Raw genomic sequence first — 13,752 nt, 5'->3', positions numbered from 1 at the left:
AGAACCTGGGGCTGCTTGAATTTTTTGCTGATGAGTCCGCCTATGTTGCCCGCAAGAAGAACAAGCGCCAGCTGAAGCAAAAAATCGTATCCTTCTTCCACAAAAATCCCTTCTTTCATAAGAAACCTTTATTTTCTAAATATTCATGTTACAAGTATACTCTTCCTATTCGTATATTCAACAGCCCTTTGCAGGTTTAATGCAAATTCAAACCGTTAATCCTATTTAAATGGTATAATTAAATGCAATCACAAAGCAAGGGGGCGCGTTTTATGATAAGCTTGTCGTCAAGGCTTTTAAACCATGAGTATGTAAAAGAAGAACTCGAAAGAATGGGCGCTAAGGTTATTGATTTCCATGGTACAATGTGCATGGTCAAGTTCTTGATAAAAGACATAAAGATCAACTACATCTATCACACAAACAGGAACAACACTTTTTTCCTTGAACGCACAAAACCATATGTCATTCCAATGGGCGATTTCGACACCGAAGAGGACATTCTTGAAATCATTAAAATCGACTTCGAGCAGTTCAACAATGCAATGCATAGCAAAAATTTCGATGAATTCATAGAAATTGACACCAATATAACAAAGCTTGTAAGGACTTTTGAGGATTTGTTCCTTTATTACAATGTGTCAAAGGATAATTTGAACGAGATCCGCCAGAAAACCGAGGATATTCTCGAAAAAATACACGAGGTCAAAAATTCTTCGGAAAGAATCTATTTCAAGAAGGAACCATACAGCTTCAAATAAAAAAACAGTTAAAATCGGATTGAAAAATCCGGTTTTTTTTATTTCTCCCGAAGGGTATACAAGCAGTAAAAGGCACTTGAAATAATAATGGCGTTTTTTCTAATCCAATTCTAATTTTAGCTTAATTTCCTTCTAATAAAGACCTCCTATAATGAAAATATAGAAAACAAAACATTGGAGGTAACAAAATGAAAATCACTTTAGAGCAAATCGACTTCTTGAGGGCCCGTGCAAATGTAAGCTACAAGGAAGCCAAAGAGGCATTGGAGCAAGCTGAAGGAGATATGGTAGAGGCCCTGGTAATGCTCGAGAAGCAAAACAAGGTTTCCGAAAAGAAAAACTCAGCCGGTTCAAAGAACGAAGGCGCGGGTTTCTGGAACAGTCTTAAGAATTTCTTCAAAAGAATGAACAAGATCAGATTCATACTCAAGAATGAAAACGGCATTCTTCTTAACTTTCCGCTGACTTTGGCAGTTGTGCTTGCCATATTCGCTACCCCGTTTGTTGTAGTAGGGCTTCTTGTCGCTCTCTTCACGGGATACCGAATACAGTTTAAGAACGAATCTGGAAAGGACATGGCTGTAAACAAGTATTTTGACAAGGTTTCTGATTCTGTAAAATCAATGGGCGAGGACTTGAAATCCGAATAGATTGGTGTCATAACAGCCTGCCGAAGGGTAGGCTGTTATTTTTTTTACGTTTTGAGTTATAATGGTATAAAGACAAAAAACGGGAGAAACAAATGACAACTTCAATCTTAATAGTTGAGGACGAACCAAAAATCGCCAGATTTCTCGAGCTTGAATTTACTCATGAAGGCTATGAGGTATCAATTGCCGAAGATGGTAGAAAGGGCCTGAAAGCTGCGGAGTCTAACAAATACGATCTCATACTACTCGACCTTATGATTCCCGGGCTTAATGGAATTGAGGTTTGCAGAAGAATCCGCCAATTCTCTGATATCCCAATAATCATGGTCACGGCAAAGGACGACATCATGGACAAGGTAACCGGGCTCGACACGGGCGCAGACGACTATGTGACAAAGCCCTTCGCCATAGAGGAGTTGCTTGCCAGAATGCGTTCGGTCATGAAGCGAAGGGGTTCATCTCCCTCTATCAAGTCTACAAAATCCGGTTCTGTCGCTGTAGGCAGTCTCTCTCTAAGCCCTGAAGAACACAAGGTTCTTTGCGATTCGCAGGAAATAGATTTAACCAAGAGAGAATTTGACCTGCTTGAGTACCTGATAAGAAACAAGAATATGGTCCTCACTCGTGAACAGATTCTCGAAAATGTATGGGGGTACGACTACTTTGGCGACACGAATGTGGTAGATGTATACATAAGGTATCTCCGAAGCAAGATAGATGAGCCCTTCGATCATAAGTTCATAACAACGGTACGCGGTGTAGGCTACTCTCTCAAGGATGAATAAAATGAAGAAAACTTCTCGCAAAGCCAACAATCTAAAAATTATATGGACTCCCTTCTTCGTATTGTTCAAGGGACTCTTTTTCCTGCTCAAAAATATGGGAAAGATAATTCTTTTTCCTTTTAAGGCTCTCCATTATCTTTTTGAAACTTTTTCCAGCCTTTTCAAGTTTTCAATAGGATTCAAGTTCTCGTTCTACTATTCTGCAATGTTTGTTCTTCTACTTGTTTTCACAAGCTTTGCAATAGTGTTTGGCTTCAGGGCATATGTCGAAATCGAGGAAACCAAATCGCTAGAGGATTTCTCTACATTCCTTCAGGAACGGATTATTGAAGACGTTTCTGAAATCGAAAAATATATTGACACTGCGGTTTCTGCAGAAAGTATAGAGGTTTCTCTGCGGAATATCTCGGGCGAAACGATTTACTCTGGCAAGCCTCAGGAAAACGGTTCGCTTATTCCTTACAATAAAGAATTGTCCATTCCGGAAGGCAAAACCTTTTTTACGCTCGGAATCATCGAAATAGAGGAAAGCTTTCCCGCGGAATCTCCTTCATATACCCTTTTGCTCAGAAAAAATCTGGTCCGGCAAAATAAATATCTTGCTATGCTTTTTGCTCTGCTTTTCATCTTCGACATTATAGGCATACTGTTTATAACCATAACCGGTTCGAAGATGGGAAAACAAATGATGCTTCCAATAAAGAACATGACAGATTCAATAAAGCATATAACGATCAATGATTTAGACGCAAAGTTGGATGTGAGAGGAGCCAAGGACGAATTAAAGGAATTGGCTATTACTTTCAATGACATGACAAAACGCATCAAGGACGCATATGAGCAACAAAACCAGTTTGTATCGGATGCTTCCCATGAGCTAAGGACTCCCATTTCTGTAATTCTAGGCTATGCGGACATGCTTGACCGCTGGGGCAAGAAGGACGAGGATGTTTTAAACGAATCTGTCACTGCCATAAGGGAGGAATCCCGCAACATGAAAGACCTTACCGAGAAGCTTCTTTATTTGGCTAGAGCAGACAAGAATATGATCAGAAACGAAAAAACGGAATTCGATATGCATGAACTCATTGAAGAGATAGCCCGGGAAACGCGCCTCATTGACACTGTCCACAATATCCTTTGCGAATGTGAAGAACACATGCCGGTTTCGGCAAACCGCAAGGCAATAAAGCAGGCCATAAGAATATTCATAGAAAACAGCCGGAAATTTACTCCGGATGGAGGAAGCATAACTCTAAGGTCTTACAACAAAAAGAACAAGATTGTTTTGGATGTTGAAGACACGGGAATCGGAATTCCAAAGGGCGACATACCCCTCATTTTCAACAGGTTCTACCGAGTCGAAAAATCAAGGAGCAAGAAGATGGGTGGCAGCGGTCTGGGGCTTTCTATTGCCAAATGGATAATTGACGAGCATGACGGACGCATTTTAGTAAAGAGCAAGGAAGGAGAAGGGACCCTCATGAGCATTGTGCTGCCATATAAGTGATAGCGGGTAGCTTGCAGTAGGCAGTTGAAAAAAAACAGTAGAAAATAGTGCGCGGAAAAAAATGAATGACAAACCATCCTTATGGATAACCTTTATTCTTTCATCGGATTGGGCATAAGCATCACAGATTGCGCCACATTTATCCGGTGATCCATCATCTATTAGTATCAGTTCAAAATCTGCATAGCTTTGATTCAAAATAGAATTTATACAGTTTTCCAAATATGCTTCAACCTTATATGCTGGAACAATAATGCTGAGAGTGGGGGACATAATCAACCTCCTTGTCTAAATTACAATGGGGCAGTTCTCTTGACTCTCATAAAAAAAAGACTCAAAAAGGTACGTCCCTTTTAAGTCTTTTTTTATGGTGCGGAATGAGGGACTCGAACCCACGACTTCTTCCACGTCAAGGAAACACTCTACCACTGAGTTAATTCCGCATGTATAAATTTTAATGGTGCGAAGAGGGGGACTTGAACCCCCACATCCAGAAGGACATAAGATTCTGAGTCTTACGCGTCTGCCAATTCCGCCATCCTCGCACAGGCACTCGCCACGCGATTATATCCCGCGGCTACATATTACATTTTAACAAAATTCAAACCCATATGCTACTCTTTTTTGAAAAATCGTTTTCCATAAATTTTGTTAATTGACATTAGTTCGGTGCCGAACTATAATTAAGAAGAAAGCAAACCTAAAATAATATGGATTCGAGGAGGAAATTATGAATACACTAAGCAACAATGTACTTGAAACAATCAAGAAAAGACGAAGCGTCAGAAAATTCTTGCAGGAAAAAATCAAACAAGAGGAGCTTGATGCAATCATCGAAGCAGGCATTTATGCGGCGTCCGGCCATAACTCTCAGCCTTGGCATTTCACTGTAATTGAAAACAAGGAATTTATAAATGAGATGAATGATAAAACCAAGGAAGCAATGAGAGCATCGGATATCGATTGGATCCGAAAGATGGGCGAAAAGGAAAAGCTGCATATTTTGGGAAATGCCCCAATGGTTATTATTGTTTCAGGTCGTCAGGAAAACGCCTACTCTCCTTTGACAGACTGCGCCAATGCCATACAGAATATGCTGGTAGCTGCGGAAAGCCTGGATATAGGAACCTGCTACATCGGTCTAACAGAGTATTTTTTCAAGGACGATGAAAATTTGAAAACAATGAATATTCCCGATGGCTATGTTCCATATTACACTGTTTCCATAGGGTACAAGGATCCCGCCTATGCATGGAAAGCACCCGTCAGAAACGAAGATGTAGTAAATTACATCCGGTAGGCTCATGAATAAAGATTATATTATTTACTATATTACCCGGATTCGAAAGAAGTCCGGACTTTTCATTGAAAATCTTTTGAAAGCGAAAGGTTTAGACGGACTATGCGCCTCTCATGAAACCATTCTTTCGGCTCTTTATGCCGAAGACCGGCCACTAGCAATGAAAGACATCTCCAATCGGATTTCAAGAAACAAATCTACCACTTCCCAATTGGTAGACAAGCTTGTAAAGTTTGGATATGCAGAAAAAATCCACTGCAAGAATGACAGACGGGTCAATTACGTGTTTCTGACACAAAATGGCAAAGATATTCAAGCTAACTTCCAGACTATTTCGGCTGAATTAATTGAAACCGCCTATGAAAATTTTTCTACGGAAGAAATAGAGGAGCTGCTGAGGCTGCTTAAAAAGCTATCGAACAATTTTAAATAAAAAGAAAAAATCTCAATCCTGCCTAAAACGGCGTTTGAGATTTTTTTATTTTCACTTTTCTTTTCTGGATTTCTTATCCTCATACATATCGCCATCAGCAGTTTTAATAAGTTTTTTGAATGTATCGCCGTCAATGGGATATTCTGAAATCCCGAAGCTGAACCTTAGCTGCAAATTCTTTTTTTCGTATTCGACAAAAACTCTCTCCATTGAATTACGGATTTTCTCCATTTTCTTGTTGATTTTTTCTTTTCCGCTACCGGGAAAGATTGCAACGAATTCATCTCCTCCAAACCTTCCCAATATGTCACAGTCCCTAATTCCCGCCGAAAAATTCCGTGAGAAGCTTTTTAGAACAAAATCCCCTGCAATATGGCCGAATGAATCGTTTATCTGCTTCATTCTGTCAATATCCATTATAACAAGACACAGGCTTTGACCCGAGCTCTTTGCGAATTCAATGGCCTTTTTGGCCATCTCTCCAAGATACCCTCTGTTTAAGAGGCCTGTAAGGCTGTCGGTTCTCATAGACATGAGTTCTTTCTGATACTTCCGCTGTTTTGAAAGGACTGTCTGTATCTGATTCCTCATGTACTCCATGATTTCAATGTCGTCTTTGCCGAAAACATTGTTCTTGGTGCTGTCTATGTTTATAAATCCATAAAACTTTCCATCTATCCATACGGGAGCAACCAGGGATGTCTTTACTCTCTCCCCTTCAAGCACGAGCAATTCGGGGCTCTGCACCTTCAACTTTTTATCGATTTCCCTTACTATGCAAATCTCTTTGGGTATTCTTCCTATATCCCTGTATACCAGGCTGTCCTCAGGCTTTAAGTGGAAATTTTTTACCATTTCGTCCGGATAGCCCTTGGTAGTCGGCATTCTTAAAATACCTTCATCGTCAAGAATAAGAATTGCCCCAAACTTTGAATCGGGAATAGCTTCCATGCACTTTTCAAGAAGCCAACTTACGGTATCCGACCTTTCCTCTGCTTATAGCCGCCTTCCTTACATATGGCGCCTTTACCTTGGTGTGATCCAATTCAAAGCTTTCTATTTTTGTCATTTTCCCAGTCTCCTTATTATATTTTTAAATCCGTTTATTTTATGTTTTCAAGTGTTTTCACAATGAACTGCCAGGTCCTTTCGGTGGATGCTATATCAAGACGCTCCCTGGTCGAATGAACATCAAACATATCCGGTCCTATCGATATTATATCCAAACCCGGCATTTTTTCTTTGAGGAACCCGCACTCCAAACCCGCATGAATGGCTTTTATTACAGGCTCTTTCCCGAATAGCTGCCCATATGTTTTTTTCATGATTTCTCTAATATATGATTCCGAAACGAATTCCCATCCGGGATAATCCGCTTCCAGCTTCATGTCTGCTTGCAGAAGACCGCAAAGGCTTCCTATGCGCCCGTTAATTTCATTTTTAAGTGATTCGACCGAGCTCCTTACAGAGCTCGTGATTATTATATCGTTGCCCTCTGTCTTTATAACTCCCAGATTGATGGAGCTCTCAACAAGTTTGGGGACATCCCCGCTCATTGTCTGAACTCCGCAAGGTACAAGCCGTAAAAACGATACAAGGTTTTCCATACTTGCTTTGTCAAGCATTACGCTCTTTATGGATTTTTCTTCGATTTCTATTTTAAGCTCAGGTTCAGATGATTTAAGCTCGTTTCTGAATACCCCTTCCATTCTTACAACTATTTCATCAAGCGCATCTGCATATTCGCGTGAAGAAACGACTTGCACGCGGCAATGTCCCGCTATTGCATTTCTCTTGCTTCCTCCATCAATACTAAGCAGCCTGAACCCTCTTCCGTCAAGCTCCGCCATCAGTCTTCCCATGAGCTTTATGGCATTGCCTCGGCCCTTGTCTATTTCAGACCCCGAGTGGCCGCCCTTCAACCCCTTTATGCATATTTCGCTGCAATAGCCATTTGTAAATGCATTTTCCCATGACACATGCATATTCACCTGGTTGTTTACGCCGCCCGCACTTGAAGCCAGAAAAACGCCTTCCTCTTCAGAGTCCAGATTGATGAGTATCTTGGACTTCAATCCTTCCGTGTCGAGTCCTATAACGCCATCCATTCCTGTTTCTTCGGATGTAGTTATTACGCACTCAAGTGCCGGATGCTTTAATTTTTTATCCGCAACAATAGCCATTATATACGCCACTGCAACTCCGTTGTCCGCTCCCAGGGATGTTTCTCTAGCCGACAAAAAACCGTCCATTTCCTCAATGTCCAAGGGGTTGCTTTCGAAATCGTGTTCGGATTCCGCTGTCTTTACGCATACCATATCCATGTGCCCCTGCAGCATTACCGCCGGCGAACTTTCGTACCCGATTGTTGCAGGTTTTTTCATTATTATGTTGAGGCTATCGTCCCGAATAGCTTCTACTCCGTGGCTCACCGCAAAATTAAGCAGAAAATCGCTCACCGCTTTTTCATTTCCGGAGCATCTAGGTATTTTGCATATCTCCCTAAAGTATCCCAGTATTGAATCTATTCCCTTAGTTTCTTCCACTGACAAACCACCCCTTCTTTTCTCAATAATCCTATTCCATATTCCGAATCATATATCTCATTTTTTTTCTTAAAAGGCTCTCATTTGCGGAGTCGTAGAGACTGTCCATGCTATATGAAATCATCGAATCCTTCTCGCTTATTCCGCAATTTATATTCGCTTCAATGCCATACTTTCTCATAATATTAATACTCATTTGCTTTCTTATTGTTTCTGAATAATGCAACATTTTTTCTTCTTCTTCACCGGAAAGAAGTAAAAATGTATTTTCCTCTATCCTGAAAAAGAAATAGTCATCCGAAATTACACTCCCTGTTACTTCAATCAATTCGTTCAAAACCTTCCGCGACATACTCTTTCCGTACTCCATTTTGAGTTTATCAAAGTCATTGATTGAAATAAGTCCCATTCTGACATTGGTTCTGGTCTTTCTGAGCAATACCCACATCTTTCCTTTTAACCGCTCATACGCCCTGCTATTTAAAAGGCCCGTTTCAATATCTACCAAAGCGGCATCCTTAAGCAAGGTTTCATTTTGCTGATGTTCCCTAAGATATGAGTCATATGGTTTCTTTATTCCCAAGTCTATGGCCACCTTGTAGATCATGTAATACGATGCCAGTTTCAAAAATTGCCCTATGAGATTGAATAATTCTTGAGAATCCGAAAATATAAAGATGAACATTTCCGATAAAATCGTGAAAACAATCGCCCATACAAGGAACGGATACGCCTTTTCCCCAACCCTGCTCCTGCTACGATCTAGCAAAAGCCATGCCAGCATGAGCAACAAAACTATAATGACCTCTGACCAAGTTTTAAACGGTGTATTGGCTATTCCTTCTATGCAACATTTCGGAAATGTCTTGAAGTATAGAACGCTTGAAACGATTGAAACTGTAGCTAGAAAGTATATCGCAAATATTGTCTCGTAACTTATCCTAAGCTTTATTTTATCGTTAAAGCTGAATGCAACAAAATAAGTCAAACTTTCCATCCATCTGGCGGCAATCCGAAATTGCCCTGCATAAAACTCATGGCCGACAAATATGTTCATTTCTTTAAATGAAAGCATGTGCATCAAATCGATGAACCCTATGAACAGATATGCTATTCCGAGGAATATTATATAGCTGCCCTTGTTGTATTCTCTTGCGTTCCAAGCAATCATGAATACAGCGAAAGCGATGGAGATGCTGTATATGCCTACGAGACTGTGGAAAAGAAGATAATTGAAGAAACTGCTGATAAATAGGCAGGCAAGTATACCTAATAGAAATGCGTCCTTCCGCCATCCTTCATATTTTTCTTTATCCATTTGCAACCCTCCCGCAAAGTAACTCTCTCCTCATTTAAAACCATGATTATCATGAATTCATTATATCATAATTTGAATTTTGGCAGCATTGACGCTTCCACTTGAATTCCTCTTCTTTGAAGGTTTAGAATCTCTGTCAATGTGCCCAGATCCAGTTGTCCCGGAGCAGCCAAATTTTTCGTGTCAACGCTCCCATAGGTTATTGCCGAAGCGGCCTCTCCGGTTAGAATCCTGCTAGTCATCCCTGCCTCTCCCATGGCCATGTATATAAGCTTTCTTTCCGGATGCTCCCTGTTGAAGTCAAGCGCAACCTCCATAAGCCTAAGGGTATCTGAAAAATCTTTAGGCATGAAGGCTCCCTTAACGAAGGCAGCGTCAAGCCTTTCCATTTTACCAAACAAGGCTAATATTTCCGAGCTTTCGGGAACCCTTTCAAAGTCGTGATGTGAAACGATTCTTTTACTGCCGCTTCCCGGCAATTTTTCCAAATATCCGGCAGCATTGTCAATCCATCTTGCGTATTCTATGTCAATCATACCAAAACCGAAAAGTGTATCCATCGCCATTAAAATTTCAAAGTATTCCTTGGAATTTCCTTTGAAAAAACCGCCTTCCTTGAAGCTCCTAAGCGTCAGTATCACCTGCTTTTGGGTTTTTCTCAATATTTCTATGCAGGCTCTTATGCTTTCATTCTCTCTTTGGAAGGATTCGTATGTCTCCACCATTGCGTCCAGCCGCCACTCGATTATTCCAATTTTATATTTTTCCGCTTCCATGAATTGCTTTCTAAAGGCCTCAGCCGTCCGTCCGCTTATGGTTCCGCAAATTTCAGGAATGATTCGTTCATTGTTTTCCATATCCACCGTTACCTTTTCTTTTATTCTTATAATACCATAATTATGTTCGGCTGAAGTTCCCCAAATCAAGTTCAAAACTGCAAATAATACCGAGTTTTTTGATATAATCAATAGAGATACTATTAAATTGGAGGTAACAGATATGAATGTTGTAATTTCAGAACCACTGGGTGTTTCCATTGATGGCCTCAGGGCTCTTGCCGGAGAAAAACTTTCCGAAGACCTTGATCTGTCCGTTTTCGAAACCCCTCCAAAAAATGATGCCGAATACATATCGAGGTGCATGGATGCAGATGTTCTAATAATAGCCAATAATCCATTGAACCGCTCAGTAATTGAAGCCCTTCCCAATCTGAAATTCGTTTCGGTTGCATTCACCGGAGTTGACCATGTCGATCTTGAAGCATGCAGGGAAAGGGGCATACATGTAAGCAATTGCGCCGGCTATTCTACCCCGGCAGTAGCCGAGCTTGCAATAGGCCTTATGATATCGGTATACAGACACATACCTGCCTGCGATACGCTAATCCGTACGGGCGGCACCCGCGCCGGACATGTGGGAAGGGAACTCTTCGGCAAAACCCTCGGAATAGTAGGAACAGGAGCCATCGGAATGCGCACCGCATCGCTTGCAAAGGCCTTTGGAATGAATATAATCGCGTACAGCCGCAGCAAAACAAGGGAAGCCGAAGACCTTGGAATAGAATACAAGAGTCTCCAGGATGTCTTTAGTGAAAGCGACATAGTAACCGTTCATGTTCCGCTAAATGAACACACGGTCAAGCTTGTCAACAAGGATTTGATAGACTCAATGAAGCCCTCTGCAGTGCTTGTCAATACAGCAAGGGGACCGATTGTAGACAACGAAGCTCTTGCTGCCGCATTGAATGATGGACGTCTTTCGGGCGCAGGAATAGATGTTTTCGAGATGGAACCTCCAATACCTGCGAAGCATCCTCTTTTCGGAGCTCCCGGTGTCACGGTTCTTCCGCATGTCGCCTTTGCAACTCGCGAAGCGCTTGAAAGAAGAGCCTTCATAGCCTTTGACAACATAGCCGGTTATCTTGACGGAAAGCAAATAAATTCTATTCTGTAAAATCAAACCGGCAAACATTTTTTGAAAGGAGAGCTGTTTATGAAAAAAGTATTGGGTAAAACAATGGATGAATGGACCGTAAAACATCCCCTATTGAAAAATATTATCAATACTAAAGAAGTCTTTTGGATCAATCCTCTTTATGGATCCTACGAAAAAGCCTTCGGAAATATAAATCTTTCCATGGATGACATAAAGGATGCATCTGAAAGACTCAAAAGGTTCGCTCCCTATTTGATGAAGGCTTTTCCGGAAACCGTGCCTTCTAGCGGAATAATAGAATCCCCCTTACGTGAGATTCCTTTAATGAAAAGTGCCTTGGAAGACTTTTGCGATACCCAGTTAAATGGATTATTAATGGTCAAGTGCGACAGCCATCTTCCAATTTCCGGCTCCATAAAGGCCCGCGGAGGAATATATGAGGTTCTTAAGCACGCTGAGGATCTGGCAATAGAAAACGGCCTGCTTACAAAGAGCGATAATTATGCGGTACTGGCCGAAGAAAGGTTCAAAGCCTTCTTTTCGAAATACTCGATAGCCGTCGGCTCAACTGGAAACCTGGGACTAAGCATAGGAATAATGAGCGCAAAATTAGGCTTCCGCGTGTTCGTGCACATGTCATCCGATGCCAAGGCTTGGAAGAAAGACCTATTGCGCAACAAGGGCGTTGCCGTTGTAGAATACGACTCAGACTACAGCCTTGCCGTGAAAGAGGGACGTCGCCAGTCGGAAGGCGACCCTTCGATGCATTTTGTCGACGACGAGAATTCGAGCACTCTTTTCTTGGGATATTCGGTAGCCGCTCTTCGCCTTGCCGCGCAATTTGAAGAGCTTGGCATCTCTATAGACCGCGAGCATCCCCTTTTCGTATATCTTCCATGCGGAGTAGGAGGCGGGCCGGGAGGAGTAGCCTTTGGACTGAAGGCTGTGTTTGGAAACGCTGTACACTGCTTTTTCGCCGAACCCACACACTCTCCGTGCATGCTCATAGGCATGATGACCGGTCTCCACGAAAGGGTATCGGTTCAGGACTTTGGGATAGACAACTTGACAGATGCCGATGGTTTGGCTGTGGGAAGGCCTTCCGGCTTTGTCGGAAAAACAATGGAAAACCTCATAAGTGGAATATATACCGCCACAGACGAGCGCCTCTACAGGCTCCTCGGTCTTTTGGGCGACAGCGAAGATTTGTGGCTGGAACCGTCCGCATTGGCCGGCTTCCCCGGACCCTGCCTTGTTGAAAGCAGCGATGAGGGCAAAGCATATCTGAAAAAGCACGGATTGAAGGCCAAGAACATACTTCACCTCCCCTGGGCTACAGGAGGCAGCATGGTCCCCGCAGAAACGATGAAAGCCTATTACGAAAAATCCAAGGCCTGATATAAGACAAAAGCGATGCATGGTTAAATCCATGCATCGCTTTCATTATTCGTCAAATATTCGATTTCCCTGAAATTGATTCTACTACAAACTTTATGACTTCCGTTCTGGCGTATAGCTTGTCGATATATGCCGTTCCCTCTTTCTCAAGCCCAGCGCAATATTTTTCAATCAGGAGTTCGAGGGCCCTTCGCTTATCCCCCTCGGGAGCTATGCAAATCCTTCCCGTCGCCATTGCGCTTGAGTATGCGGTTGTAAATGTTTCCGGCCTTGTTTCGGCTAAAGGAACTACGCAAAACGCCGCTCTTCCATTCTCTTTTATAATGTCCAACTTTCGTCCTTCCTTTGCACAATGTATGTATATTGTTTTATCGTTACAGGCAAAATTGACGGGCACTCCGTATGGCTCGCCACCCGCCGATGCAAGGGACAGAGTTCCCCACTCAGCGTTTCTCATCATTTCCCAGGCCTTTTCTTCCGAAACCTGCCTGTCTTTTCTGCGCATTTCTCTTGCCATGTCTACTCCTTTCCTATTGAAATCCATTTGTTTCCGGTATAGGCAGCCAATTCCTTAACCGATATCTCAACCGCTGAATGCCTCGACCCCGCAGCGGGATACACTACATCGTACACCTTGAGACTTTCATCCATAAAAACTCTTAGGCCTTTTACATTGCCAAAAGGACATACCCCTCCCATTGGATGGCCTGTTCTTTCCTCTATGACTTCGGACGGCACCATCTTGGCCTTTTTGCCAAAAACGGCCTTAAATTTCTTGTTGTCTATCCTTGTGTCGCCCTTCATTAAAACTAGGACATCCTCGCCCTTTAGGTCGAATGCCATCGTCTTTGCAATTCTGCCGGGCTCTACGCCCAGTGCCTCTGCCGCCAACTCGACAGTTGCGGTACTTGCTTCAAATTCAATGATTTTGTAAGCAAACCTCTTTTCTTCAAATTCCTTTCTCACGCTCTCAATGCTCATTTTTATCCCCCTCCATCTTTGATATATGTACACCGTTTATAGCATTTCAGGTATTACTGCATCGACCCACGCGCTCAATCGCTCCGACGCGGCATTCGCTGTCTCCACGACACCTTCATGGGAGTGCTTTTCCTT

At 42.3% G+C, this 13,752-nt stretch carries 15 protein-coding genes, 2 tRNA genes and 1 pseudogene; 8 read left to right on the top strand and 10 right to left on the bottom strand.

The genetic code is table 11. From position 1 onward, the window contains the following. The first annotated feature begins 272 nt into the window (after nt 1-272). The 4 genes from JJE29_07480 (at nt 273) to JJE29_07465 (ending at nt 3,706) form a co-directional block, all read left to right on the top strand. The gene (locus tag JJE29_07480) at nt 273-761 is read left to right on the top strand and encodes a hypothetical protein (GenBank protein ID MBK5252454.1); all 489 of its coding nucleotides are present in this window, start codon (nt 273-275) and stop codon (nt 759-761) included. Between the two features lie 188 nt (nt 762-949). After that, on the top strand, nt 950-1,411 hold the full coding sequence (locus JJE29_07475) for a DUF4342 domain-containing protein (protein MBK5252453.1): 462 nt from the start codon (nt 950-952) through the stop codon (nt 1,409-1,411). Nucleotides 1,412-1,503: 92 nt separating this feature from the next. Further along, the gene (locus JJE29_07470) at nt 1,504-2,196 is read left to right on the top strand and encodes a response regulator transcription factor (protein MBK5252452.1); all 693 of its coding nucleotides are present in this window, start codon (nt 1,504-1,506) and stop codon (nt 2,194-2,196) included. 1 nt (nt 2,197) lies between these two features. Beyond that, the gene (locus JJE29_07465; protein MBK5252451.1) at nt 2,198-3,706 is read left to right on the top strand and encodes a HAMP domain-containing histidine kinase; all 1,509 of its coding nucleotides are present in this window, start codon (nt 2,198-2,200) and stop codon (nt 3,704-3,706) included. Here JJE29_07465 and JJE29_07460 read toward each other — a convergent pair. The 3 genes from JJE29_07460 to JJE29_07450 all read right to left on the bottom strand — a co-directional run bounded on the left by JJE29_07460 (nt 3,647) and on the right by JJE29_07450 (nt 4,251). Continuing rightward, nucleotides 3,647-3,979, bottom strand: coding sequence for a glycosyltransferase family 2 protein (locus JJE29_07460; protein MBK5252450.1), 333 nt, complete (start codon nt 3,977-3,979; stop codon nt 3,647-3,649). The genes JJE29_07465 and JJE29_07460 overlap by 60 nt on opposite strands. Nucleotides 3,980-4,074: 95 nt before the next feature. Continuing rightward, nucleotides 4,075-4,149, bottom strand: a tRNA-Val gene (locus tag JJE29_07455). A 15-nt stretch (nt 4,150-4,164) separates the two neighbouring features. Beyond that, nucleotides 4,165-4,251: transfer RNA gene (locus tag JJE29_07450), tRNA-Leu, on the bottom strand. A gap of 185 nt (nt 4,252-4,436) precedes the next feature. Here JJE29_07450 and JJE29_07445 point away from each other — a divergent pair. Both JJE29_07445 and JJE29_07440 read left to right on the top strand, forming a co-directional pair. Continuing rightward, the gene (locus tag JJE29_07445; protein ID MBK5252449.1) at nt 4,437-5,006 is read left to right on the top strand and encodes a nitroreductase family protein; all 570 of its coding nucleotides are present in this window, start codon (nt 4,437-4,439) and stop codon (nt 5,004-5,006) included. A 4-nt stretch (nt 5,007-5,010) separates the two neighbouring features. Then, nucleotides 5,011-5,439, top strand: coding sequence for a MarR family transcriptional regulator (locus JJE29_07440; GenBank protein MBK5252448.1), 429 nt, complete (start codon nt 5,011-5,013; stop codon nt 5,437-5,439). Nucleotides 5,440-5,490: 51 nt separating this feature from the next. Here JJE29_07440 and JJE29_07435 read toward each other — a convergent pair whose 3' ends face one another. The 5 genes and pseudogenes from JJE29_07435 to aroD all read right to left on the bottom strand — a co-directional run bounded on the left by JJE29_07435 (nt 5,491) and on the right by aroD (nt 10,229). Beyond that, nucleotides 5,491-6,390 (bottom strand): sensor domain-containing diguanylate cyclase, encoded by a 900-nt coding sequence (locus tag JJE29_07435; protein ID MBK5252447.1) that lies wholly within the window; start codon nt 6,388-6,390, stop codon nt 5,491-5,493. Nucleotides 6,391-6,408: 18 nt separating this feature from the next. Continuing rightward, a pseudogene (locus JJE29_07430) lies at nt 6,409-6,508 on the bottom strand (S-ribosylhomocysteine lyase). 34 nt (nt 6,509-6,542) lie between these two features. Beyond that, nucleotides 6,543-7,985, bottom strand: coding sequence for an aminoacyl-histidine dipeptidase (locus tag JJE29_07425; protein MBK5252446.1), 1,443 nt, complete (start codon nt 7,983-7,985; stop codon nt 6,543-6,545). A gap of 31 nt (nt 7,986-8,016) precedes the next feature. Next, nucleotides 8,017-9,303 (bottom strand): diguanylate cyclase, encoded by a 1,287-nt coding sequence (locus JJE29_07420; GenBank protein ID MBK5252445.1) that lies wholly within the window; start codon nt 9,301-9,303, stop codon nt 8,017-8,019. A 65-nt stretch (nt 9,304-9,368) separates the two neighbouring features. Beyond that, a complete protein-coding gene (gene aroD, locus JJE29_07415; GenBank protein MBK5252444.1) occupies nt 9,369-10,229 on the bottom strand; it encodes a type I 3-dehydroquinate dehydratase in 861 nt (286 codons plus the stop codon). 73 nt (nt 10,230-10,302) lie between these two features. Here aroD and JJE29_07410 point away from each other — a divergent pair, with 73 nt between their 5' ends. Together JJE29_07410 and JJE29_07405 are read left to right on the top strand one after the other, a co-directional pair. Further along, entirely contained in the window at nt 10,303-11,256 is a 954-nt protein-coding gene (locus tag JJE29_07410) for a hydroxyacid dehydrogenase (GenBank protein ID MBK5252443.1), read from the top strand. A gap of 39 nt (nt 11,257-11,295) precedes the next feature. Then, the gene (locus JJE29_07405; GenBank protein MBK5252442.1) at nt 11,296-12,636 is read left to right on the top strand and encodes a D-serine ammonia-lyase; all 1,341 of its coding nucleotides are present in this window, start codon (nt 11,296-11,298) and stop codon (nt 12,634-12,636) included. 52 nt (nt 12,637-12,688) lie between these two features. Here JJE29_07405 and JJE29_07400 read toward each other — a convergent pair whose 3' ends face one another. Both JJE29_07400 and JJE29_07395 read right to left on the bottom strand, forming a co-directional pair. After that, entirely contained in the window at nt 12,689-13,153 is a 465-nt protein-coding gene (locus tag JJE29_07400; protein MBK5252441.1) for a pyridoxamine 5'-phosphate oxidase family protein, read from the bottom strand. Nucleotides 13,154-13,155: 2 nt separating this feature from the next. After that, a complete protein-coding gene (locus JJE29_07395; GenBank protein MBK5252440.1) occupies nt 13,156-13,617 on the bottom strand; it encodes a YbaK/EbsC family protein in 462 nt (153 codons plus the stop codon). Between the last annotated feature and the right edge of the window lie 135 nt (nt 13,618-13,752).

Source organism: Peptostreptococcaceae bacterium (genome assembly GCA_016649995.1).
Lineage (GTDB): Bacteria > Bacillota > Clostridia > Peptostreptococcales > BM714 > BM714.
The sequence above is the reverse complement of the archived record's forward strand: the minus strand, read 5'-3'. Positions and strand labels throughout refer to the sequence as shown.